Annotated in this window: 20 protein-coding genes; 10 read left to right on the top strand and 10 right to left on the bottom strand. The window is 61.7% G+C overall.

All coding sequences use genetic code 11. The features are described from left to right. Positions 1-91 precede the first annotated feature (91 nt). Complete coding sequence (locus R3F07_05240) at positions 92-1,690, top strand: sulfatase (GenBank protein ID MEZ5275764.1); 1,599 nt, start codon at positions 92-94, stop codon at positions 1,688-1,690. Between the two features lie 47 nt (positions 1,691-1,737). Here the strand turns inward: R3F07_05240 and R3F07_05235 are convergent, their stop codons facing one another. Both R3F07_05235 and R3F07_05230 read right to left on the bottom strand, forming a co-directional pair. Then, a complete protein-coding gene (locus R3F07_05235) occupies positions 1,738-3,330 on the bottom strand; it encodes an aldehyde dehydrogenase (NADP(+)) (protein ID MEZ5275763.1) in 1,593 nt (530 codons plus the stop codon). Continuing rightward, on the bottom strand, positions 3,327-4,550 hold the full coding sequence (locus R3F07_05230; GenBank protein ID MEZ5275762.1) for a fumarylacetoacetate hydrolase family protein: 1,224 nt from the start codon (positions 4,548-4,550) through the stop codon (positions 3,327-3,329). Before R3F07_05230 ends, R3F07_05235 begins: the two co-directional genes overlap by 4 nt. A 216-nt stretch (positions 4,551-4,766) precedes the next feature. Here R3F07_05230 and R3F07_05225 point away from each other — a divergent pair, with 216 nt between their 5' ends. Together R3F07_05225 and R3F07_05220 are read left to right on the top strand one after the other, a co-directional pair. After that, on the top strand, positions 4,767-6,719 hold the full coding sequence (locus R3F07_05225; protein ID MEZ5275761.1) for a sodium/solute symporter: 1,953 nt from the start codon (positions 4,767-4,769) through the stop codon (positions 6,717-6,719). Positions 6,720-6,738: 19 nt separating this feature from the next. Further along, on the top strand, positions 6,739-7,815 hold the full coding sequence (locus R3F07_05220; protein MEZ5275760.1) for an aldose epimerase family protein: 1,077 nt from the start codon (positions 6,739-6,741) through the stop codon (positions 7,813-7,815). Positions 7,816-8,077: 262 nt separating this feature from the next. Here the strand turns inward: R3F07_05220 and R3F07_05215 are convergent, their stop codons facing one another. Next, the gene (locus R3F07_05215; GenBank protein ID MEZ5275759.1) at positions 8,078-8,956 is read right to left on the bottom strand and encodes a helix-turn-helix transcriptional regulator; all 879 of its coding nucleotides are present in this window, start codon (positions 8,954-8,956) and stop codon (positions 8,078-8,080) included. A gap of 207 nt (positions 8,957-9,163) precedes the next feature. On the opposite strand from R3F07_05215, the gene R3F07_05210 reads away from it, so the two are divergent. The 3 genes from R3F07_05210 (at position 9,164) to deoC (ending at position 12,164) form a co-directional block, all read left to right on the top strand. Next, on the top strand, positions 9,164-10,336 hold the full coding sequence (locus tag R3F07_05210; protein ID MEZ5275758.1) for a Gfo/Idh/MocA family oxidoreductase: 1,173 nt from the start codon (positions 9,164-9,166) through the stop codon (positions 10,334-10,336). A 42-nt stretch (positions 10,337-10,378) separates the two neighbouring features. Continuing rightward, complete coding sequence (locus R3F07_05205) at positions 10,379-11,296, top strand: sugar phosphate isomerase/epimerase (GenBank protein MEZ5275757.1); 918 nt, start codon at positions 10,379-10,381, stop codon at positions 11,294-11,296. A gap of 118 nt (positions 11,297-11,414) precedes the next feature. After that, positions 11,415-12,164, top strand: coding sequence for a deoxyribose-phosphate aldolase (gene deoC / locus R3F07_05200; protein ID MEZ5275756.1), 750 nt, complete (start codon positions 11,415-11,417; stop codon positions 12,162-12,164). Positions 12,165-12,256: 92 nt separating this feature from the next. On the opposite strand, the gene R3F07_05195 is transcribed toward deoC, so the two are convergent. From R3F07_05195 to R3F07_05165, 7 genes are all read right to left on the bottom strand, one after another. Continuing rightward, the gene (locus R3F07_05195; GenBank protein MEZ5275755.1) at positions 12,257-13,525 is read right to left on the bottom strand and encodes a YeeE/YedE thiosulfate transporter family protein; all 1,269 of its coding nucleotides are present in this window, start codon (positions 13,523-13,525) and stop codon (positions 12,257-12,259) included. Next, positions 13,522-14,046: a YeeE/YedE thiosulfate transporter family protein gene (locus tag R3F07_05190; GenBank protein MEZ5275754.1), complete on the bottom strand. Its 525-nt coding sequence runs from the start codon at positions 14,044-14,046 to the stop codon at positions 13,522-13,524. The genes R3F07_05195 and R3F07_05190 overlap by 4 nt, the downstream gene beginning before the upstream one ends. A 29-nt stretch (positions 14,047-14,075) precedes the next feature. Then, positions 14,076-15,086, bottom strand: coding sequence for an NrfD/PsrC family molybdoenzyme membrane anchor subunit (nrfD, locus tag R3F07_05185; GenBank protein MEZ5275753.1), 1,011 nt, complete (start codon positions 15,084-15,086; stop codon positions 14,076-14,078). 39 nt (positions 15,087-15,125) lie between these two features. Continuing rightward, positions 15,126-15,665, bottom strand: a complete 540-nt coding sequence (locus R3F07_05180; GenBank protein ID MEZ5275752.1) for a 4Fe-4S dicluster domain-containing protein — start codon at positions 15,663-15,665, stop codon at positions 15,126-15,128. A gap of 3 nt (positions 15,666-15,668) precedes the next feature. Beyond that, the gene (locus R3F07_05175) at positions 15,669-17,861 is read right to left on the bottom strand and encodes a molybdopterin-dependent oxidoreductase (GenBank protein ID MEZ5275751.1); all 2,193 of its coding nucleotides are present in this window, start codon (positions 17,859-17,861) and stop codon (positions 15,669-15,671) included. A 377-nt stretch (positions 17,862-18,238) separates the two neighbouring features. Next, entirely contained in the window at positions 18,239-18,943 is a 705-nt protein-coding gene (locus R3F07_05170; protein MEZ5275750.1) for a hypothetical protein, read from the bottom strand. Between the two features lie 7 nt (positions 18,944-18,950). Continuing rightward, a complete protein-coding gene (locus R3F07_05165) occupies positions 18,951-20,045 on the bottom strand; it encodes a M14 family metallopeptidase (GenBank protein MEZ5275749.1) in 1,095 nt (364 codons plus the stop codon). A 139-nt stretch (positions 20,046-20,184) separates the two neighbouring features. On the opposite strand from R3F07_05165, the gene R3F07_05160 reads away from it, so the two are divergent. The 4 genes from R3F07_05160 to R3F07_05145 all read left to right on the top strand — a co-directional run bounded on the left by R3F07_05160 (position 20,185) and on the right by R3F07_05145 (position 24,776). Then, positions 20,185-21,444, top strand: coding sequence for a uroporphyrinogen decarboxylase family protein (locus R3F07_05160; protein ID MEZ5275748.1), 1,260 nt, complete (start codon positions 20,185-20,187; stop codon positions 21,442-21,444). 70 nt (positions 21,445-21,514) lie between these two features. Next, on the top strand, positions 21,515-22,294 hold the full coding sequence (locus R3F07_05155) for an outer membrane lipoprotein-sorting protein (GenBank protein ID MEZ5275747.1): 780 nt from the start codon (positions 21,515-21,517) through the stop codon (positions 22,292-22,294). Positions 22,295-22,303: 9 nt separating this feature from the next. Then, the gene (locus tag R3F07_05150; GenBank protein MEZ5275746.1) at positions 22,304-23,548 is read left to right on the top strand and encodes an FtsX-like permease family protein; all 1,245 of its coding nucleotides are present in this window, start codon (positions 22,304-22,306) and stop codon (positions 23,546-23,548) included. A gap of 7 nt (positions 23,549-23,555) precedes the next feature. Continuing rightward, entirely contained in the window at positions 23,556-24,776 is a 1,221-nt protein-coding gene (locus R3F07_05145) for an FtsX-like permease family protein (GenBank protein MEZ5275745.1), read from the top strand. Positions 24,777-24,791: the final 15 nt, after the last annotated feature.

Here is a 24,791-nt window from a genome sequence, read left to right as displayed (position 1 = left end):
CGACCCGAATTCCCGTGGAACATCAACCTTCGGATATGGCAAGAGACTGCCGTGACTGCAGCTTCCACGACAAACGAATCCCCGCACGACAATGAGAGATTACCTCTTCATCCCTATCCTGCTCGTCACCGCCTCCACTCTCGCCGCCCGTCCGGACCTGCCGGACACCCGGGAGATGAACATCCTCATGATCGTGGTCGAGGATTGGTCGGCCGATGCTATCGGCACCTACGGCAACACCGTTGTTCAGACGCCCAATATCGACCGGCTCGCCGCGAATGGACTCCGTTTCGACCGCGCCTACTGCCAGGCCCCGGTCTGCAATCCGTCGCGCTCGTCGTTTGTGACCGGCCTGCGGCCGGATTCTTCCCGTGTTTTCGGCAACGGTGACGACATGGATGACTTCGTTCCCGAAGGGGCCCCCAATATGGCGGAAATCCTGCGCCAGCGGGAAGGCGTCCACACCGCCACCGTCGGCAAGATTGTCCACAAATGGACCGATGCCGAACGCTTCGCCCGGGGCTATGATTATCTGGAATACACCCATTCCTACGACCGTCCGCATCATTTCGACGGCGAGATCCACCTCACCCCCACGCCCGAGGGCGCCCCGGTTCACCCAGAGGACGAGGTTCGTTTCCTGCCGGACCCTGCCGTCTCCTCCCGTCTGGTCCAATTGCTCGAGGACCGCAACACCCGCCTCGCCGCCGGCGCCCCCGACAATTGGGAACTGCGCAAACCGTTCCAGCAACTCCACGCCGAGCAACTCGGCGACTCGGGCCTGCCCGAGGAATGGATGGAAGACGGACGCATATCCCGCAGCGTGGCCGGCCTGATCGAGGGTTACGCACGGAATGAGACGCCCTTCTTTCTTTCCGTGGGGCTCTACGCGCCCCATACGCCGTTGCTTGCACCAAAGAAATACACCGATCTTTACGACCCGGACAAAATGGCCCTGACCCCGGCTCCCGCCTCCCTCGACGAGGGCATCCCGGCCGTCGCGAAACGGAACGGCCGCAACTATGACATCTTCAACGGGCTGTATCCAGAATACGGGCCCACCCCGGAGAGGGAAAGGCTGGCCATCGCCGCCTACTACGCCTGCTCCACCTACGTCGACCACCAGATTGGCATCATCCTGAATGCACTTGAGACCAACGGTCTGGCCGACCGGACCATCGTCGTCTTCTTTGCCGACCACGGTTTTCAGCTCGGCGAGCACGGCCTCTGGAGCAAGTACGCCCTCTTTGAACAATCCACAAGGGTTCCCCTCATCGTCCGGGTTCCCGGAGCCCCGGCCAATGGACAATCCTCCGACGCGATCGTCGAGCTGGTCGATGTCGTGCCCACCCTCTGCGACTTCTGGGGCATCAGGAAATCACCCCTCTTCGAAGGGACCAGCTTCCTTCCTCTGCTCGACGTGCCCGATCGACCGTGGAAGAAGGCGGCCTTTTCCATGATCGGCATCGGCGGACTCGGACGGTCGGTCCGGACCCGTGACTTCCGCTACTCGGAGTGGCGTTCGGACACCCGCCTGCCCGGAGAAACCCCGCCAGCTCAACGCGAGTTCTACGATCTCTCCATCGACCCCTGGGAACAGATCAACCGGATCGACGACCCCCTCTACCAGGAACAGATCCGCCAGCACCAGCGCCTGTTGGTGGAGGGTTATTCCGCGGCATTGCCCTGAGCATCCATAGGTAGGAGAGGCTTTACGCCTCGATCCCTAAGCGCTCCTCACACTTCCCCCCTTACCCGCTCACCGTTGACCGTCCGCATGATTCCCAGCGGGTTACCATCCTGCAACTCCGCCGGAAGCGCATCCTGTGGAAAATTCTGGTAGCAGACCGGTCGGGTAAAACGGAATATCGCGGCGGTGCCGACCGAAGTGGACCGCCCGTCGGTTGTGGCGGGATACGGTCCCCCATGAACCATGGAGTGGCATACCTCGACCCCGGTGGGAAACTGATTGAAGATCAACCGGCCGACCTTCCTCTGCAGAACCGCGAGCAATCGACCGCTCGCCGCCAGTTCCTCCGGCGACCCGAAGACAGAGGCAGTCAGGTGCCCTTCAAGTCCCTCGGCGATCCGGATCATCTCATCCATGCCGGAACTCTCAACAATGAGAGTCGACGGCCCGAAGACCTCCTCACCCAATGAAGGGTCCTCCAGATAGGCGGCCGCATCCGTCGCAAAGACGGCCGGCATCACGTCACTGCCGCCGGCTCCTCCGTCACATTCGCCCAGCGCAACCGGCTTCACCCGGTCGTTTGACGACTTCCGGCCGACCCCTTCGGTATACGAATCGCGGATACCCCGGTGCAGCATGGTGGCCGGGGCGGTCGCCTTGACCTTTGAGGCCAGGGCCAACTGGAACGCTTCGGATGCCCCGCCCTTCCCGGTGAGAATCAATCCCGGATTGGTGCAGAACTGCCCGACCCCGAGCGTGAGGGAGCCATGCAGGCCGGTCGCCAGCGTCTCCGGATCCCCGGCCAGGGCCGAGGGCAAAAGAAAGACCGGGTTGATGCTGCTCATCTCGGCATAGACCGGGATCGGTTCCGGGCGGGCCGCCGCCAGGTCAAAGAGCGCCCGGCCGCCCGAACGCGAACCGGTGAAGCCCACCGCCCTGACGGAGGGATGCTTCACCAGGGCCTGACCGACCACCCGGCCCGATCCGTAGAGCATGGAAAACGTGCCTTCGGGCAGGCCGCAGCTACGGACCGCTTCGGCGATGGCCAGGCCGACGATCTCCGATGTACCCGGATGGGCATGATGGGCCTTGACGATGACCGGACATCCCGCGGCCAGGGCGGAAGTGGTGTCGCCGCCCGCCACCGAGAAAGCCAGGGGAAAATTGCTCGCGCAAAACACGGCGACCGGACCGACCGGTCGCAGCATGAAGCGAAGGTCGGACCTGGGCAGGGGCTTGCGGTCGGGCAGCGCGGGGTCGATCCGGGCATCGACCCAGGAGCCTTCCTCGAGCAGGTCGGCAAAGAGCCGCAACTGCCCGGTCGTCCGCCCGGTCTCCCCGGCCAGACGCGCGGCCGGAAGTCCCGTCTCGAGTGTCCCCCGCGCCTGGATGGCATCGCCGGCGTTCTCGATATTCACGGCAATCTGCCGGAGGAAGGCCGCCCTCTCTTTGCCGGTCAGAGCGGAATAGCCATCGAACGCGTTCTCGGCGAGACGGGCGGCCCGGTCCACTTCGGCCCCGTTCGCACTGTGGAATTCGGTCGGCAGGGTTTCGCCGGATGCCGGGTTTATGCCATGGAAGACTTCGCCGCCGGTCGCACCGCGTCCCGCTCCGATGATTGAAAGGCCTGTCAGGTTCATGATTTCGTCTTGGTTTTGACCAGATAGTTGATCAGTTCCGTAACCCCGTATTCCCATCGGGGAATGGCGTCGGTATGGTTGACCCAATTGACCAGCTTGCCAAGGGATTCGGTTGAAATCTCCACCCGGTCACCGACATGGTGGGTGAAACCCTCGCCGGCCCCGCCACGGTCCGCCGTCGGGGCAAACATGGTGCCGAGGAAAAGGACGAGGCCGTCCGGATACTGGTGGTGGCGACCGATCGCCTGGGCGACCAGTGCCTCCGGCGAACGGCTGATTTCGCTCATCCGGTTGCGCCCGCCTGTGGAAAATCCGTCCTCTCCGACAATCTGCAATTCCACTTCCATCCGGGTGATTGCGTCCAGACCGAAGGTCTCGTCGAAGAGGCGGATGAATGGCCCGATCGAACACGACCCGTTCTGGTCCTTGGCCTCTCCGAGCAGGAGGGCGCTGCGGCCCTCATAATCACGCAGGTTGACGTCGTTGCCGAGAGTGGCTCCCCGGATCACCCCGCGATTGGAGACCGCCAGAACGATCTCGGGCTCAGGATTGTTCCATTTGGAATCCGGCAACACCCCGATCTGGTTCCCGTAGGTGACAGAGGCCATCGGCTGGTGCTTGGTGAAGACCTCCGCATCCTTGCCGATGCCGACTTCCAGATACTGCGACCAGATACCGGCCCTGATCAGGCGTTCCTTGAGAACGTCCGTCTCCGGCGAGCCCGGAATCACCCTGGAAAGGTCGTCGCCCAGCGTATCCAGAATCATGGCCCGAATCTCCCCGGCCCGCGAGGCATCACCGCGGGCCTTTTCCTCAATGACCCGCTCGAGAAGGCTGCGGACAAAGGTCACTCCGCAGGCCTTCGTCGCCAGAATATCGTTGGGGGCAAGCAGGACGACACGATTCTCGTCCTGCAACCGGTTGACCCGATTGAAAAAGAGGCTGTTCTCCAGCACCTCGTCGAGATCGCCGAAGCATTCGCCCTCCCTTGCGGAAAGCCCCTCTGTTGCGGTGTCATTGATCAACGCGGCCATGGTCTGGTGGCCTGTCGTCCAGATCCGACCTTCGCGCAAGACCACCACCCGGGGACCGGCCAGCCCATCCGCCGCCATGGCGGCCGGAACCCAGACCCGACCGACCCAGGTCCCGGTTCGACCCTGGTCCGGAACAACCGCGGTTGAGACGAATTCCGTAACCGTCCTGAAAGTGTGAAGGCTCATCGGTAGAGGGATTGAAGCGAAGACCGAAAGCATGCGCCGTCACCGGCGCTTGAGGCAAGTCTTCAGGGCGCGTTCGATCCATACGCCAAACCCACCCATCCTCAATCGATCCCCAATAGCCGGCCCATCACTCCCGCCATCTCCTGTTCAGGGATTGACCGCCCGAGCGCACATCCGGCAGAATTCCGCGCCCTCCAACCCCCATCAAATCCCTCCATGAGCACACTCGATGTCATCCTCTTTGTCGTTGCCGTTGTCGGCGTGATCACCCTCGGTATCTGGCAAAGCCGCAAGGAGGAATTGAAGAGCGAACACGGTGCCAGCGACTACTTTCTCGCCGGCCGCGGCCTGACCTGGTGGCTGGTGGGCTTTTCGCTGATCGCCGCCAATATCTCCACTGAACAATTCGTCGGCATGTCCGGCAAGGCCGCCGACTGGCTGGGGATGGCCATCGCCTCCTACGAGTGGATGGCGGCGATCACCCTGGTCGTGGTGGCCTTTCTCTTTCTTCCCAAACTCCTGCGTTGCGGGATCTACACGATTCCCGAATTTCTTGAATACCGCTACGGACCCTTCTCGCGCTTCATCATGGCCGTGGCGACCCTCGTCATCCTTGTCGGCGTCCCGACCGCTTCCGTCATTTTTTCGGGGGCCAAGGTTGTCAGCGTCTTCTTCCAGGACACGTCCCTGCTCGGCCTCGACCTCGGCAATATCACGGTCGGCTGCTGGCTGATCGGGACCTGCGCCGCAGTCTACGTCTTCATCGGTGGCCTCAAGGCCTGCGCCTGGACCGACCTCGTCTGGGGGTCATCGCTCATCGCCGGAGGCGCTCTCGTCATGTTCCTGGCCTTCCAGGAACTCGGATCCAAGCCCGCCGAGGAGCTCTTCCTGACCAAGGTCGAGAATTCGTCGGCCACCGTTCAGGATCTCGAGGCCGCCGGCGCCTGGAGCCGCTTCAAATTGCTCAACGACGGCGTCGACAAGGAAGCCATCGCGGTCAGCGGACCCAATGGTTCCGGCGGCAAGATTCACATGGTCCGTCCCAAGGACGACCCGGAGATCCCCTGGACGGCCCTTCTGGTCGGCCTCTGGATCCCCAATTTCTTCTACTGGGGACTCAACCAATATATCATGCAGCGAACCCTCGGCTCAAAATCACTGGCCGAGGGCCAGAAGGGCATCATTTTTGCGGCCGCCCTCAAACTGCTCATTCCATTCGTCGTCGTCATTCCCGGGATCCTTGCCTTCAACCTTTTCAACGGCGACCTGAAGAGCCAGGCCGACATCAAGAACGAACGGATTCTCGCAGAGTTTGCCAGCGCTCCCCAGAAGGTCTTTCCCTTTTCGGAGAACTTTGCCGAGCTCAACCCTGAGTTGGCCGGACGGATCGTCGCCCACAACGCCGGGGTGACCGGAAGTGCGGTGCCCGTCGACCTCTCCCCTGATCCCGATCTGCTCTTTGCCGCCAACCAGACTGCCATGCAGCCGGCCGCAACCGCAAAGATTCCCTCAGCCACCCGGCTGATCGGCTACGACTACGACGCGGCTTTCCCGACCCTCCTGAAGAACCTGCTCAAGCCGGGCATCACCTGGTTTGTCCTCGCCGCCATCTTCGGGGCCGTCGTCTCCTCGCTCGCCTCGATGCTCAACTCCGCTTCGACCATCGCGACGATGGACATCTTCACCAAGGTCAAGAAGAACGCCACCCAGTACCAGCTGGTGACATCCGGCCGTGTCTTCGTTGTCGTCTTTGTCCTCATCGCCTGCCTGATCGCCCCGTCCCTGGGCAGCCCGCATTTCGGCGGCATCTTCACCTTCATCCAGGAATTCCAGGGTTTCATAAGCCCCGGCATCCTCTCGGTCTTCATCTTCGGCTTCCTCGTCCACAAGGCTCCGCGTTACGTCGGGTGGGTCGGGATTGCCCTCAATATTGTTCTTTATGGGGGACTGAAGATCTTCGCCCCGCAGATTGCCTTCCTCAACCGGATGGCCATCTGCTTCGGCATCGTCCTCCTCGTCCTCACCCTCATCCGGCTGATCAATCCGATGAAGCAGCCGGTCGTCATGCCCGTCACCGACATCATCGCTTTGGAGAGTTCGAAATCGGCCAAGCTCTGGGGCGGGGTCGTCGTCGTAGCCACCCTCGCCCTCTACTGGTTGTTCTGGTAGGATACGGTTGGCTCAAATCATGAATCCGATCACCCAGACCGACTTCGGCCCGACCCCTGAAGGCCAGACCGCCCGCCTCTTCACCCTGCGCAATGCCCATGGGATGGAGGTCCGGATCACCAACTACGGCGGCATCGTCACCCATCTGTTCGTCCCCGACCGCCGGGGTGTCGCCGCGGATGTCGTCCTCGGCTTCGATTCCCTCACTCCCTACCTCGCCGGTTCGCCCTACTTCGGCGCCATCATCGGCCGGGTCGGCAACCGGATCGCCGGCGGGCGCTTCGACCTCGGTGGTGAGACTTACAACCTGGTCACCAACGACAACCCCCAACAGATCCCATGCCATCTGCATGGCGGGAGGCGGGGATTCGACAAGCGACTCTGGGAGGCCGACGCCAGCCTTGTCGACGGCGGTCCCGCCCTTCGTCTCCGCTATCTGAGTCCGGACGGCGAGGAGGGCTATCCGGGGAATCTCGAGTGCTACGTCACCTACACCCTGACCGATACAAACACTCTCCGTATCGATTATCTGGCGACGGGCGACAAACCCACCCCGGTCAACCTGACCAACCACTCCTACTTCAACCTGAAGGGAGAAGGCGACGGCACCATCCTCGATCACCTGGCGATGATCCGGGCCAGTCGCTACACGCCGGTCGCCCCCGGAATGATCCCGACCGGTGAGTTCCGGCCCGTGGCCGGGACGGCGTTCGATTTCTCCACCACGAAACCAATCGGCCGGGACATCGGGAGCTCCGACGAACAGATTGGGTTGGGGAGCGGTTTCGATCACAACTTCGTGATCGACGCCACCGATCCCGACGAACCGATCCTTGCCGCCACCGTCACCGAGCCCGAGTCCGGTCGGATCATGGAGACCTGGACGACCGAACCCGGCGTTCAGTTCTATACCGGCAATTTCCTCGACGGCACCCTCATCGGAAAAGCCGGGAAGCCTTACCCGAAGTGGAGCGCCTTCTGCCTGGAGACCCAGCACTTTCCCGACTCACCGAATCAACCGGAATTCCCGAGCATCATCCTCGAACCCGGCAAGACCTGTCGTTCGACCACGGAATACCGGTTTTCAGTGCGATAATTCCGCTTTGCCCCCCTTCGAAGGCAGGCCCTGCTTATTTCCCGGGCCGGGCGTGGCCTGGCACGATTCACGATTGACCCGAATGGCACTAAGATAGGCAGATTCTTTGGCTCAGAACTGGCATTTCTTGTTGGTGTATTTGTCTGGTGTAGTCGCCCCACCTGTGGTGAGCCTGCCGAACCCAGTCTCTTGGGGCGTGTCAACGTGGATACGCGGCAAGAGACTGCCGCGGCTACATCTCGTGATCCCTCCTGAATACCCCCTAACTTGGTGCCGTTCGACGTTGCTGCCTTTTCAGGATTGATGGGGATGAGCCCCTCAACCTGCGGTAAATGCGGGAGAAGTGGAATGGGTTGGCGAAGCCCAGGGAGTCACTGGCTTCCTTGATCGACAGGCCCTGGTAGCGGATCAGATCCTCGGCCCGCTGGAGGCGGGCCTCCAGCAGGGCCCGCGCCGGCGTCCTCCTGAGGAAGGCATGGCAGATGGTATTCAGTTTCCGGACACTCATGTTCATCGCGGCGGCCAGAACACCGATCGAGGCCGGCCCTTCACTCAGCCGGTCGATGGCCAGCATGAGCGCCTCCCTCGTTGCTTCCTCCCGGTGCAGGCGCCGGATCTGACTGCTGAGCGCCTTCGGGTCGAGCGCCCGGACCAATCGCCAGAAGAAGGCCTCGAGCAGACAGTCCTGGATCGCACCGGCATGATCCTTCTGCGCCTCCGCCTCCAGCTTCAGTTCATCAAGCAGTGCTGCGTTGGCGATGTGGTTGCCGCCCACGATCTGCCGGCTCGGGTGCACCTCCGGAAGAAAGAGCGGCGGCGCCTGACCCGCCCCGGTTGTCTCGAGTCGGAAATGAACGACATAATGACGTTGACCGTTCCGGAGATGATCCTGGTGCCAGTCTCCCGGCTTGATGATGAGCGCCTCCCCGTGCCGCAGCTCCAGTTCCGAACCGTTCAGTTCACAGCGATAGGGTCCGGATTCCACCAGAATGACTTCGTGGTTGGTGTGGCGGTGTCGGGGATACTCATAGTCACCGCCCATCCTCAGAAGGTGAAAATCCTCGAAAACAGGTCGCAACCGCACCGGGACTTCCCGCGAGAGAGGCCGTCCGAAACGATCCTTGACGAGATGAGTGATCACCGGGGGGATCTGCCACGTGAAGCAGAAAAAGACAAGCGGGAGAATGGACACCAAATCGCATGATCCCGCCACTACCACCGATGAAACCGGCGAATCGGGTTGTCCGGCAGTCCCCGTGCATTCAATGTTCTTTGCAGGAATCGATAGGTTTTTGCCTGCCGGGACATTCCAATTCCCCGGAGAATCCGTTACCCTGCCGGAGATCCCATGCCTTCCCCAAACCCCAAACCCGCCGCGGCCGTCGTCGGCACCGGATTCATCGGTCCCGTTCACGTCGAAGCCCTCCGCCGCCTCGGCATCCCCATCACCGGGATTCTCGGTTCGTCCGAGGAAAAATCACGGACCGCCGCCCAATCCGTCGGCCTGCCCCGCGCCTACCGCGACCTCGACGATCTCCTTGCCGATCCGGCCGTCTCGGTTGTTCACCTCGCCTCCCCCAATCGCGTTCACTTCCAACAGGTTCTTGCCTGCCTGAAGGCCGGCCGACACGTGATCTGCGAAAAGCCCCTGGCCATGAACACGGCCGAGACAGCTGAACTCGCCCGTGCGGCCGCAGCCCATCCCGGCCTGATCTGTGCGGTCAATTACAATATCCGCTTCTATCCACTGGTCGTCCACGCCCGCGCCCTGGTCCGGTCCGGTGAAATCGGTGACGTCCTCCATCTTCGCGGGGGCTATTCCCAGGACTGGCTGCTCTACCCGACCGATTTCAACTGGCGGGTCATGGCCGAGGAAGGTGGCGTACTCCGCGCCGTCGGCGATGTCGGCACCCATTGGCTCGACCTGATTGGTTTCATCACAGGGCTGGAAATCGAGTCCGTTTTCGCGGACCTACGAACGGTCCATCCGGTCCGCCGGCGCCCGACCGAACAATCGAGCGAGACCTTCACGGGGAAATCCCGCCGGCCTGCTGCCGCATCGGAAGACTTCCCGGTCACGACCGAGGACCACGGGACCATCCTGCTCCGTTTCAAGGGCGGTTCCCGAGGTTGTCTCCATGTTTCCCAGGTCACCGCCGGCCGCAAGAACTCCATCCACTTTGAAATCGCCGGATCCCGACGTGCCCTGGCCTGGGACAGTGAATTGCCCAACGAGCTCTGGATCGGCTCCCGGGACGAACCCAATCAGCGTTTCCTCAAGGACCCCGCCTTCCTCGATGCCTCGGCCCGTTGTTTCGCCGACTATCCCGGTGGCCACAACGAAGGCTTCCCCGATTCCTTCAAGCAGCTCTACAAGGCCATCTACGCCGACATCGCAACCGGCCAATCTTCGCCTGACCGACTCTATGCCGATTTCACCGACGGCCATCGGGAACTCCTTCTCTGCCAGGCGATCGCCGAAAGCCACCGGACCGAACGGTGGGTCAATGTTCCCCAATAAGCGACTGCCTCTCCACCGCGCCCTCCGTCTTCACTCCTTACCATGAAACTTGGATTCGTATCCGCCATCCTTCCCGAACTCAGACTGGAGGAGGTCCTCCGCTTCGCCGCCGACAACGGTTTCGACACGATCGAGCCCATGTGCTGGCCGGCCGGCAAGGCCGAGCGCCGCTATGCCGGCGTCACCCACATCGACGTCTCCGACTTCGACAAATCCGAAGCCGACAAAGTCCGGAAGCTGACCACGGAACACGGCATCGGGATCTCCGCTCTCGGCTACTACCCGAATCCGCTGGTCGCGGACGACGCCGAGGCCGCCGTCTACATCGCCCACCTCAGGAAGGTCATCGATGCCGCCGTCCTCCTTGGTATCAATCAGATCAATACATTTGTCGGACGCGACCCCGGACTTTCCCAGGCCGCAAACTGGGAGCTTTTCGATCGCCGTTGGCCCGACCTGGTCCGTTTTGCAGAGGAATGCGACGTCCGAATCGGCATCGAGAACTGTCCGATGTTCTTCAGCTCCGACGAATACCCCGGCGGAAAGAATCTGGCCGTTTCCCCGGCCGCCTGGAGGGAGATGTTCTCACGGATCCCCAGCGAACATTTCGGCCTCAACTACGACCCATCCCATCTCGTCTGGCAGCAGATGGACCCGATCAAACCGCTCAAGGAATTCGCCTCGAAGCTCTTCCACATCCACGCCAAGGATGTGCGCGTCGACCGTGACCGGCTTGACGAAGTCGGCATCCTCGCCACGCCCCTTGAATACCACTGCCCTAAGCTTCCGGGCCTGGGCGAGATCGACTGGGGCCGCTTCTTCTCCGTCCTCGGAGATACCGGCTACGACGGCGCGGTCTGCATCGAGGTCGAAGACCGCGCCTACGAGGCCAGCCTCGACACCCGCAAAGCCGCCCTCAGACAGAGCGGTCGCTTCCTCCGTCAATTTATCGGATCATGAACCCGGCCAACTCCGACCAGCCCTCGTCCATCACCGGGGCGCACGCTTTCTCCGCGAAACCATGCTGTGAAACCGATCCAGAGATCCTTTCAGGCCCAGCCCAAGTCTTCCCACATCCATGAATACCACCATCCACGAACTGGCCAAGATGATCGATCATTCACTGCTGCATCCGACCATGACGGATGCCCTGCTCGACGCCGGATGCGCATTGGCCGCGCACCACGACGTCGCCACGGTCTGTGTAAAGCCCTACTATGTGCCGCGAGCGGCGGAATTGCTGGCCGGCACGAACGTGCTGGTCTGCTCGGTCATTGGGTTTCCGCATGGCAACAACCACACCTCGATCAAGGTTCAGGAAGCTGAACTGGCCATGGTCGAAGGGGCGAAGGAGATCGACATGGTGGTGAACGTCGGACGCGCGCTGGGCGGAAACTTCGATTATGTCGCCGCCGATATTCGTGCGGTAAATGAGGCCTGCGGCGCTCGTGGCGCGATCCTCAAGGTCATCTTCGAGAACGACTACCTCATGGACGAGCACATCGTCGAACTCTGCAGGATCTGTTCCGAGATCGGCGTGGCGTTTGTGAAGACTTCCACCGGCTACGGCTTCGTCAAACAGGCAAATGGCGACTACAACTACAAGGGTGCGACCGATCACCATCTGAAGCTGATGCGCGCCAGTTGCGCCGAGAAGGTCCAGATCAAGGCGGCTGGTGGTATTCGCACGCTTGATGACATGCTCAAGGTCCGATCGTTCGGCGTCACCCGCATTGGCGCCACGGCGACTGAAACGCTATTGCAGGAAGCTCGCAACCGGGGCTTTCCGGAACATCCCGGCCAACCAACCGTGGCCTCCAGCCGTTGATCTTCCGGTAGTTGTGAATCGCATACCTTGGGCAATTCAGGCGGGGTACCATGAAATTCAGCTTCCCGCCCCGAATCCCCATGCGGAAATGATCAGCAACCTTCGCGCTTCTTTCTCTTTGCCGGCTGGACCGCACCGGCCGGGGCGACCGGCATGACCGGGGGCGCCAGTTCCGGCAACGTCGGACCGCCGGATTCTCCGGATTCACCCGACGCAGTTCGCGGCGTGCCCCCGAAATAGCGGGACATCTCCGCCCTCCGCGCGAATTCCCGGGCCGCCTCCGGACTGGGATCCGCCGGTTCCGTCGGGTAAAGGACCTCTTCCATCCAGGCATCCAGTCCACCCAGCAGGATATAGACCGAAGGATAGCCCTGGGCCCGCATGAGAAACCAGGCCTGGGCCGCATGGATACCTCCATCGGAATAGAGAACTATCGACTCGTTTCGAGGGAGCAGATCCGGTTCCCACTCGGACAGCGGGAGATTCCGGGCCGTCGGGATATGGTAGCGATTGAAGCTCTCGGCATCCCGCAGATCAAGCAGGACATAGTTGTTCTCACCACGGATGATCCGGTCCGCCAGATCGTCCACCGTGAAGTGATCCTGCCGCCCACTCACCGTCATCGCCAGCTGCTTGGTATCCAGAACGGCCCGACTGCCCCGATACGGGTCGCCCGCGAAGAACGCAACGAATGCCAGCCCAAGCAACCCCGCCATCAATCCACGCGCCGGGGTCATCTTCCAGGGATGTCCGATCAGGGATCCGCCCGACAACTCCACTCCGCCCAGGCGGCGCTCGGCCATCTCCGAGGCGACGAAGGCAATGACCGCCATGACGACCACCGCGGCGACAACCAGGCCATAGGAAAGGTCAAAGAAAGCCGGCAAGGTGATCTGTCCCAGATCGGTCGATTGCGTCCATTCCGCGATCATCGGATAAATCTCGGCGTAGGCCAGAAGTCCGCCGACCACACCGACCAGATAGACCATACCGTCCACCCGACCGGTTCCGGCCGAAACAACCGAAGTGCCCGGACAATAGCCGCCGATGACAAATCCAACTCCGAGTATGATCCCCCCCACAATCTGGGGAACGAGGTAGGTCGGTGTCAGGTAGACCAGCGACAGGTCCAGATAACCACTCCGCGCCAGCAGGTAGACACCGACCATCGCCGTGACGATCGCGGTAAACATTACTTTGAGCACGGCCATGTCGCGGAAATAGAACTGGGCCGCCAGTTTTCGGGCACTGCCGAAACCCGCCCGCTCAAGGACAAAGCCAAAGCCGATTCCGATGACAAAGGCCACGATCAAGCTGACCTCATCCCCGAAAGCGCCGAACTTGTAGAAAGGTGCCATCATAGCCATTGCCTCCTCAAGAACCAGGCCAGCCCGTAGGCCCCGCCGAAAACGAACATCATGAATGCCCAACTGCCGAGATTGAGCAGTGCCCCCCCGGAAAGGGCCTGTCCACTGGTACAACCGAGGGCGAGCTTGGATCCGATCCCCATGAGTGCGCCACCGATCAAAGCGAGGACCAGACGCGACCCGGCGGTAATCCGGGGTCCCTTCTCGATGGTCAGGGCCAACCGGCTGGACAGGGCGGCCGAGAGAAAGCCGCCGACGAGAACGCCAAGCACTTCAAAGACGAGCCAGTCTTTCATCGGACTGGTTTCCCCGTTCCCAAGATATCGGGCGTAGAAGGCATTGCCCCCGGCGTGTTCCGGGGCGATGGCATTGACCGAGGTCGCCACCGCCGTGCTGAACGCTCCGGATGCGCCCAACCCGCGCCCCATGACGACAAAGGCGGCAAGCAGGACAAGCCCCAGGACAAATCCCGCGAGATATGGATTCCAGTACGGTTGTCTAGTCGATGATTTCATGAAAACGCGTCAGGTTGGACCCTGGTCGATCAACGGGCGAAGGCCTCCACCCAATGGCTTGCCTGCCCGGCATAGACCATGACGAAGCGGAGCACCAATCCTCCCATGATGACGAGGAGAGCCGGCACGATGGTCGAACGGATCCTGTGCTGGGCCTGGAGGAATTGGAGGATGAGGGGCAGGAGGATCCCCATTCCGATGACGAAGACCCAGAAGACAGCCGCATAGGGGCCGGTCAGGAGAAGCCGGGCCGCGCGCAGATGAACCTCGGATGCGGTGACCAGACCGATCAGGAAGAGAATCAGGATGAACAACTCCACCGTGAGAAAGCTGTTGTCCGCATGAGCCAGCTTGTCCGGTGCATCCGGCGCATCATCCGGCGGCCTCAGCCAATGCACGAGGGCAGACATGACCGCGTCGGTGAACTCGTTGCCGGCGGGTCCCCGGCGCGAAAGATGGGAAAGCGCATGGAGAGTCGCCGCGCCGGTCGAGAGGCCGGAAAAGAGGAAGAGCGGCCCCAGCAGGGCACTGCTCCAGAGAGGCCGCGCCCCGAGACCGCTGAGCAGGATCCCCGTGTAAATCCCGAGGAGGATGCCCAGGGTCACGTTGGCAAAGCCGATTGCCTGGAGCATCCGCGGCCGTCTCAACCAGGCGGATACATGGGTGACCAACGGAAAAGTTCCTGCCAGCCTTGGCATCGCTTGGGGAAGGGTCAGCAGGGTCGAAGCGATCAGGGCGGGATAAACGAAGAGCAGGATCCACGAGCCCCAGGACATGGGCGACGCCACTTCAAAGGTCAGGTAAAGACGCCAGACATGGAGTTTGTGCTCAAGGTCAAGGAAAAGGGTCAGCATGCCGAGCGAGAGCAGGATGAGGCTGAGAACCGGCGCCGTCACATAATGGCCCCGGTCGTCCTCCCGATCCCATTGCGCCCGGACCAGATGGTAGCCGGAGAGAATCATCAGACCCGCCACCAGCCCGCCCAGGAAGAGATAAACCGGAATCTCCCAGCCCCAGACATGAAAGGCGGGGTCAATCATCGGATTCGCTCGCGTCGACGTGTATTCCATCATGGCGGATCAGGTCAGGTAGAAGATGGAGGGCCGGGTTCCTGCCTCCGGAATGAGGGAATGATTCGCCCGCGCCCCCAGCAGCCGGCTCACTTCGCTCTCGGGATCATCAAGATCCCCGAAGTGCATGCAGCGGGTCGGACAGACCGCGACACAGGCAGGGTCGAGGCCCTTTTCCACCCGGTTGATGCAGAAGGTGCATTTGTCGGCATAACCATCCGGATGAATAAAGCGGGCGTCATAGGGGCAGGCCGCCAGACAGGCCTTGCAGCCGATGCACATGTCCTTGGTCACCAGGACCACGCCTCCCCGGGCATGGACGTGGCTCGCCCCGGTCGGGCAACAGGAGACACAAGGAGGATTCGCACAGTGATTGCAGCGCTCCGTCCGGATCTCCATCCGCAGATTCGGGCTCTCACCGGTCACCGTCTGGGTGATCCAATCACGGTTGTAGCCCTCCGGCGTGCCGTGCTCGGTCTTGCAGGCGATCACACAATCCATGCAGCCGACGCACCGCCGGGTATCAATGACCATGCCGTAGCGCGCCATCGTTCAGCTCTCCTTCTCGAGGGTTACGAAATTCATGTTCATCGCGGTGGCCCCCATCAGGGGATCCATCCGGTAGGTTGAGGTCAGGCCGGCGTCACTCGCCCCCCGGCCGAAAGCACGCCGCAGACCTTTCGAGGTATGCCCGAAACCATGCACCATATAGACACATTCGGGACGGATCCGGCGCGTCGCCTTGACGCGGATCGGGTTGCTCAACGCCCCGTCCTGATTGCGCAGGCGGACACGATCCCCGCTCTTCAATCCGTATCGGCCGGCCACCCGCGCATTCAGCCAGACTTCATTCTCCGACATCGCCTCCATCAGGAGCGGATTGGATTGGGTCCGGCTGAAGGAATGGACCGGGGCCCGGCCATAGAGCAGACGGAAAGAACCCGGAGGTCCTGATTCCGGCGGCGTGTAACGGGGAACTGGATCAAAGCCCGCCTGCTCAAGCTGAAGCGAATAGAATTCGATCTTGCCCGAAGGAGTGGCGAATTCCGGTTCGACCCCTTCCTCGTAGTAGATGGGCTGACGGGGTCCCTTGATCAGGCCCTTGGTCCGGAGGGTCTCGAAATCCAGTCCGGCCGCCTCCACCCGCCAGCGCAGGTACTCCTCTATCGTCTTCCACGGATAGTAATCGGACAGGCCAAGCTTCTCCGCAAGGGTCCGCGCGATCCACCAGTTGGGCTTCTGATCGTTGGGTGAATCCACCACCGGTTGGCGGAGGGCCACAAACGGCTCCCGGAACCATTCCACGTTCAACTCATCGTGTCGTTCGAGGTAAATGGATTCGGGCAGGACCACGTCCGCCCAGCCCGCGATCTCGCTCGGAATCACATCGACCACCACAAGAAGATCCAGCTTTTGGATCGCCGCGATCGTCTCCTCCTGGTTTGGGAGGGATTTGAGCAGATTGGTCGCGTAAACCATCCAGCCTTTGATCGGATAGGGTTCGCCGGTCAGGGTCGCCTCCCGAATGCCCGTGGTCAGGGTTTCATGGGCAAACGGATAGCGGTGATCCGGATTGTCGACCTTTCCCCGGATTGACTTTGGGTATTCCGGATACGGATACGATGGCACCTCCATGCCGACCTGCTGGTAGAATCCGCCCTTTCTCCCCCAGCTGCCGAGCAGGGCGTTGAGCAGCGCAATGGCCCGACTCCGCTGGGCGTCGTCGCCGTTCCAGTTCACGTGCCGCCCCGGATGGACCAGGGTGGCCGGACGAAACCGCGCCATCTCGCGGGCCGTTTCCCGGATCGCTTCCGGTTCAATCCCGGTTTCCGGATAGGCCCACTCCGGTGAATAATTGCGGATGGATGCGGCGAATGCCTCGAAGCCAAAGCCGTGAGCTTCGACATAGTCACGGTCGTAAAGCTTCTCCTCGACGATCACCTGCATCCAGGCCAGAAGGAGGGCCAGATCCGTGCCCGGCTTGATCGGCAGGTAATGACTCGCCTTGCTCGCGGCGACCGAAAAACGGGGATCCACCACGATGATCCTGCTTCCCTTGCCCACCGCTTCGGCGAACTCCTGAACCTGGGTGTTGTGCATGTTCTCACCCAGATGCGAACCGATCAGGACCAGGCATTTCGCGTTGGCGATATCGGTCCGCTCCGGCGATCCGACATCATCCCCGTAAGTCAGACGAAACCCGACTTCGCGCGGCCCCCGGCACTGCGCGAAGGACGGGGCCGTGATGTTCGGCGTGCCATAAGCCTTCAAGGTGTGCTTGAAAAAGGTGCCTCCAATCCCATGGCTGAACAGCGCCATCGATTCCGGGCCATAGTCGGCCTTGATCCGATTCATTCGTTCGGCGATGTAATCCAGGGCCTCTCCCCAGGTCACTTCCTTCCACTTCTCCTCGCCCCGCTCCCGGGTGCGGATCATTGGTGCCCGAAGGCGATCCGGGTCGGTGTGAGCCCCTACCCCGCCCGTGCCACGCGGACAAAGCCGGCCGCGACTGAGGGGGTCATCGGGATTGCCCTCTACTTTCCAGAGCTTGCCGTCCCGACGATAGGCGATTGCCCCGCATTTCCAGAAACAGATGTCACAGAAGGTCGGGATGGTCTCCACTCCGGATCCACCGGTCTTTGCCGACCGCCCAAAGCCGCGGGTCGGGAGAGTGCCCGCAGCCCCCGCAGCCGCAATGGTGGCAGCGGATATTCGGAGAAAGCGGCGTCGCGAGAGAGTGTTCATGAGTTGGGAAATCCAGATCCAGATCGTCCGGTTGAAGCCAATACATGAGCATCTACGCATTTAGTCAACTAATATTGAAAGCAATTTTACATTAGAATATTGAATAGGCTGAAGCAACCGGACTTCCTCAGGCACCGCCAAACAGTGCGGCGACTCCCGCCCCGGCTGAGGCGGGAGGAACTCGAATGTTTGGGCGTGGCTTGTCCACACTTTCTCCCGGATGGGAAGGCCTGCTCCAGGCGCAGGGACAGGTTTCCGGGGCACCGCGGGCTCGCGCGGATGCTTTATCCCGCGTAATCTCGTGGATGAGTTCCTTCTACTGCCTTGAGCAAAGCGGTTGCGCCCCGACCCGCCCCACCCGAGTCCCCCAAATCCTATCAGTCCAACCGTCCCTCAATCGCCACTGGATAGAGCAGGTACCGATCATCAAAATAGGGCGTCCGCGCATAGAACCAGCGCAGCCGCGCATCACGATTGCCCGCAAGTTCCGGATCCTCCTCCAGGGCCCGGGAAAACGCCTCGCGAAGGTCGGGATCCTCCGCCATCATCCGCTCGGCCAGGGGATCCATGACATAACCCTCGATATATTCTGTCTGCTGGAGAATCTCCGGGAAAAATCCCCAGGCGAAAAACGAGGCCGGACTCGTCGGCTCAAGGGCCACCACCACGAGGTCACCCAAAGGTTGATCGGTCGGAATCCGAAAAGTTCCTTTCGGAAAGGTCTCTTCCCGCCGCTCGACCTCGAACCCCGCCGACATCCGGTAGCATCCCTCGTAGGGCACCGAGGCGACCTTGGGGTCCACCAACCGCAGCCGACTGACCAGCTGCGTGGCGGGCTCCGGGATCGCCTCCATCTCCACCCCATGCAACCTCAGCCGTTCAATCACTTCGGACCAAGCCGCCGGAACCCAATACGCGATCGGCCGTTCGATAGTCGCTCCGACCGCCCCCGTCTGCATCGGATAATCCCGGTAGATGACCGGCTGCCCCAACCAACGTATCTCTTCTTCACCAGACACCTCGGAAGGGAATTCCTCGTATTCCATCCCGAGAAAATCAACCAACCGCCCCTCTTCATTCATCTTCCACTCAAAGTGCGGCTTCCACCCGCGCCTCCCGGTCAGCTGCGATGGCCGCCTTCAAGGACGCCGCGTTCTCGCCGACGCAGCGCAGGACGCCTTCCAGAAAAACGTAGGTGCCGAGAACCCGCTGACGGTAGGGCTTGAGCGAGTGATTCTCGACCAGGATCGTTGGCAGGTGCCGGAGATCGCCGTAGCCGTCGGAGAACCGCGGCATGGTCGACCCCAACCCGATTCCCTTGGCGGGATCGCGATCGTCGGCAGCAAAGACCAGTCGGCCCGGAATATGGCCTCCATCGAGCAGCGCTTTGGTTGCCTCGGGACGCAGGATCTCATCCAGCCAGGCTCCGATGCGGGGCGACCAGGCGGGATTCCCGTCATAGCCGTTATAGCCGAAGGTGATGTCATACTGATAATCGATCCCGTCGGTGACGTGAAGATCGAGATAAAGGTCCGGCTCCCATTCACGGATCAACCCCAACATCGCCCGCATCTCCGGACTGTCCGCCTTCAGATAATCCCGGTTCAGATTCAGATTGCGCGCCGTGGTCCGCCAGCCCTGGTGAATGGGCCCCCGCTGGTTGGGACGGTTGTAGAGGGAACGTCGTTCATGCCCATCGAGGTTGAAGACCGGAACAAAAAGAAAATCCACCTTCTCCAGAATCTCTCCCTTCCCGCCAACCGCCATATCCCGAAGGAGCATGAGTCCGGCATCCTTTCCATCGATCTCTCCGGAATGGATCCCCGCCTGGGCGAGGACGATCGGCCTGTCCTCACTCTGATCCTCCGATCGCGCAATCACCACATAAAGATCACGCCCCTCGCCTGTCCGGCCAAAGACCTCCAGCTCGAGCCGATCCGATGCGTGGCACAAACGCTCGAGGTAAGCCAGAGTCTCCGCGTAGTCGGGCGAATCCGCCAGATCCGTCAATTCCGAGGGAGTGACCCAGGGATGATCCGCACCAACCACGAGGGCCTCGCTTGAACCCGACCACGGGACGATCGGAGGCAGCACTGCCGGGGCAAAAGACTCTTCCTGAGCCGCCGCGGTCAGCACAATCGCTCCCCAGACGACGAACAATCCGGATACTCGGAGATCAGACATGATCCCCGATGATGATCCCCCGGGAACGAAGCATAAAGTCGAAAAGAACCGGTTGGCGCCGTGGAGCAACCTGTCAGGACGACCGGCCCCGGAACGATTAGGTTTGTAACCTATTATGTTACAAACTTGATCTACGACTGTGCGACAGCGATCCAAGCGGGTTCTTGCCCGGGACCTTGTCCGTGGCCAGGATTGGGGACTCGGCATGACTTCCCGCGAACGCATCCTCGCCACTCTGAACCGGCAACCGGTCGACCGACTTCCCGTCGACTTCGGCGGCACCCGCCAGTCCGGAATCTCGATCTGGGCCTACGCCCTTCTGCGCCAGGCACTCGGCCTACCCGCGAACCCTCCGCCCCGCGTGTTCGACACTTACCAGATGCTGGCCGAAATCGAACCGGAAGTGGCGCATCGATTCGGGGCCGACTGTGTCGGCCTGCATCGTCCGGCGGTTGCGTTCGGAATCGAGAACCGCGACTGGAAATCGTGGATTCTTCCGGGTGGACTCGAGGTTGGAATCCCCGGCGGTTTTCATCCGGAACCGGATGGCCACGGCGGATTCGTTCTCCGACGAAGCCGGGAGGTCATCGCGGCCATGCCATCCGGTGCCTGGTATTTCGACCGTTTCGAGAAATACCCCGGAGCCACTCATCCCGACCTTTCCACCTGGCGTCCTTCACTGATTTCCGATCCGGTTCTCGAACACTACCGGGCGGAATCGCAACGCCTCTTCACCCGAACCGAACAGGCGATCATCGCCCCGATGGGTCCTCCCTATGAACTCTTCAACGGAATCGGCCAGGGTGGATTCGAGGAATGGATGATCACCTTCGCCTCCGAGGACGATTATGTGACCGACCTCTTCGGCATCCTGACCGACGTCTGGCTGGAGAACCTTGCTCGCTTCCGGCAGGCGGTGGGCGATCGGGTCCAGATCATCCAGATCTGCGATGATTTCGGAACCCAGTCCTCTCCCTTTCTCTCCACGTCGATGTTCCGGGAGAAACTCCTGCCGGCCTACAAGCGCGGCCTCGACTGGATCCATGCCCACACGCCCTGGAAAGTCATGCTCCATTCCGATGGGGCCATCGAACCTCTCCTCGATTCGATCATCGAAATGGGGGTGGACATCATCAATCCCGTTCAAACCTCGGCCGCCGGCATGGATCCGGCATCCCTCAAACGTCGATTCGGTGACCGGATCATCTTCTGGGGTGGCACCTGTGACGGCCAGTCCACCCTGACCGACGGGACTCCCGAAGAAGTGGCGGAGGAAACCCGGAAAAACATCGGGATTCTCGGGCGCAACGGAGGCCTCGTGGCCGCTCCGATCCACAATATCCAGGCCAACGTGCCGCCCGCGAACATCATCGCGCTCTTCGACGCCCTCCGGAACTGACGGCAACGCCTGCAGCAGGAACCGTTTCCTCTTCACCCGGACGGATTTCCGGGCTAGAGTCGGAACGATCATGAAACCACGGTTGCATGCGGGACGCGCGGGGGTCGTTCTGGTCGGTGTCTTGTCCGTCGCCACCGGCGTCTTGAGCGTTCGGGCCGGTGAGCCCGACGCAACCGAATTGATCCGCGAATCGTTCCGCTATTACCGCGGCGAAGCATCCGAGGCCGTCATGGAAATGACCATTCATCGTCCGGAATGGGAACGTTCCCAGACCCTGGAAGCCTGGACCCGGGGCGACGATGACAGTGTCATTGTGATCACGGATCCCGCCCGCGACCGGGGAAACGGGACGCTGAAGAAAGGCGAGCAGATGTGGACCTTCAACCCGCGGGTCAACCGCGTGATCAAGCTGCCCCCCTCCCTCATGAGTCAATCCTGGATGGGGTCCGATTTCACCAATCATGATCTTGCCAAGACCGACAGCATCCTCGTCGACTACACGCATGAACTGACCGGGACTACCACCGAGAGCGGCTTGACGGTCTACGAGGTTCTTCTCACACCAAAGCCCGGGGCACCGGTGGTCTGGGGCAAGCAGGTCGTTCTCATCAGGGAGGACAAGATCATGCTCCGTGAGACGTTTTTCGACCAGGACGGAGAGCTGGTCAAGACGCTGGAAATGTCGCAACTGGAGATCCTCGGCGGCCGTCTGCTGCCCCGGATTCTCACCATGGTCCAGGCGAACGACGCGACCCGCTACACCCGCATCGAATACCGTTCGCTTCAGTTCCTCGAGAGCTTGCCCGACCGGGTATTCACGGAGACGTTTCTCCGGAATCCGCGCCGCTGATTGACGGCCATGAGGAACGATCTGCAGCTGGCCTGGAGGAACCTCTGGCGCAACCGGCGCCGGTCGATGCTCTCGATCAGCGCGGTGGTCTTTGCATCGGCCATTCTGGTCTTCATGCTCTCACTTGCAGCCAACCAGTACCAATTGATGATCCGCGCCTCGGTCAATGGCGGCACCGGTTACCTGCAGATTCTCGCCGACGACTACCGGGATGATCCGCAGGTCTGGCTGGTCATCCCCGACCCGGAAGCCGTCATCCACTCCCTGGACGGAAACCCGCGGGTGCGTGCCACGACGGTCCGTTCGGAAGGATTTTCCCTTCTCGCCGGCAAGGACCACGCCTTGGGTGCGATGGTCATCGGCATCGATCCCGAGACGGAGTCGAGGGTCACGACCGTGGCCGACACAGTCCGGGAGGGCACCTTCCTGAAACCTGAGGAATTCGATCGGGCCGTCATCGGTGGACTCCTCGCCCGCAATCTCGGCATCGGGGCCGGCGACACGGTCACTCTTCTCGGCTCGGCCCGCGATGGGTCGATTGCCGCCGGAGACGTCGTCATCCAAGGCCTGTTTGAAACCGGTCAGCCGGAGGTGGATCGATCCACCCTCTATGTCGGCCGTGCCTTCTTCGACGAAGTCTTTCGAATGGAGGGCGCAGTTCATCGTATCCTTATCCGGTCGGACAGTCTCTGGTGGCTGGCCGAACCGGCCCGGGAGATCGAGGGGAAAGTCTCCGGCCTCGGGACCAAAGAGCACCCTCTGGTCACCCTGACCTGGCGGGAGCTGTTGCCGGGACTGCTCGAGGGAATCGAGCTCGATATGCTGATCGGCGGTGTCATGTACCTGATCCTGGTTCTTGTCGTCGCTTTCAGCATCCTGAACACCTTCATCATGGCGGTCTACGAAAGGACCCGGGAGTTCGGCGTCATGATGGCGATCGGCACGACCCCGTGGCGCCTCGTCCGGGTGCTCATGCTCGAGTCCGGACTTCTCACCCTGGCCGGAGTCCTCACGGGTATCGCCCTCGGTTCAATCATCACCCTCTACTTCGCCCGGGTCGGCATCGATTTCGGAGAGGAAGCGGCCGCCTACATGGTCCAATACGGACTTCCCCCGCGAGCCTATCCCGAGCTCTCGCCCGTCACCGCCACCCTTGGACCCTCCGTGGTCCTGGTGGTCACCCTTCTCGCCGCCCTGCTCCCGGTCCTGAAGATCCGGCGCCTGCGCCCGGTCGAGGCCATCCACACCGCGTAACGCCGCCATGAATACCCTGATCGCTTGGCGCAATCTCTGGCGAAATTCCCGCCGCACCCTCGTCATCCTCTCCGCTGTCGCCGTTGGGGTGTGGTCGATGGTCTTCTTCAGTGCCTTCATGCGCGGCATGGTCGAAGACATGGTGCAGTCGAACATCGTGAATCTTACCGGTCACCTTCAGGTGCAGGCTCCCGGCTACTTCGAGAACCCCGTCATTGATTACAGGATACATGAAACGGACCCGGTCAGCCGCGCCCTGCGGGAGATCCTGCCGGCCGGAAGTCGCTGGACCAGCCGGGTCCGGTCGGCGGCCGTCATCCGCAGCGCGCGGCACACCGGCGGCATCACCCTCGTCGGGATCGATCCGGCCCGGGAAGCCGGCCTTTCCTTCATCGGCACCGCTCCGATCGAGGGTAGTAACCTCGCAGGGGCGCCCCATGGGATTCTGATCGGGAAGGCGCTCGCCGATCGCCTTGAGGCACGCGTCGGCCATCGACTGGTGATCGACGCCCAGAATGCGACCGGAGAAATCGAATCGCAGGCCTTCACCATCGTGGGCGTGTTTCGCGCCCAGATGGAGATGACCGAGAAGCAGTTCGTCTTTGCCCTGCGGCCGACCGTTCAGGCCATGCTCGCCATCAACGGCGACGTCACCGAGTTCAGTATTGTCCTGCCGCTGGCCGGAGAGGCGGAAAACACCGCCCGGGCCCTCAGGGCAGAGCTTCCGGAATCCGGGTTCCGGATTCTGACCTGGCGCGAGTTGGTTCCCTTCATCGGCGTCTATCTCGACAGTATGAATGTCTATTCCCTGATTTGGAACCTGGTTGTCTTCATCGCGATGGCTTTCGGCCTGGTCAATACCATCCTGATGGCGGTCTTTGAACGGATCCGGGAGTTTGGCCTTGTCCGGGCCCTCGGCGTGACTCCGGGTGGCATCATCCGGGGCGTCATTCTGGAGACCGCCATGCTTCTCGTTGTCGGACTGGGATTCGGCATCGCCCTGGGCGCCGCTTCGATCGCCCTGCTCAGCCAAACCGGCATCGATTTTTCCGCCTTCGCCGCCGGTTCGGAGTACTTCGGGGTTTCCCGCGTCATCTACCCCCGGGATCACCTCTTCGACTACGCCCTTGCCGGCTCAATGGTCGTCACCCTCGGCCTGCTGGTCAGCCTCTACCCCGCGATCAAGGCAGGCCGCATCTCCCCGGTCGACGCCATGACCCGGTTCTGAACGATTCTCCGAAAG

Source organism: Opitutaceae bacterium (assembly GCA_041395105.1).
Classification (GTDB): domain Bacteria; phylum Verrucomicrobiota; class Verrucomicrobiia; order Opitutales; family Opitutaceae; genus B12-G4.
Note: the sequence above shows the minus strand (reverse complement) of the source record. Positions and strands in the feature narration are given on the sequence as shown.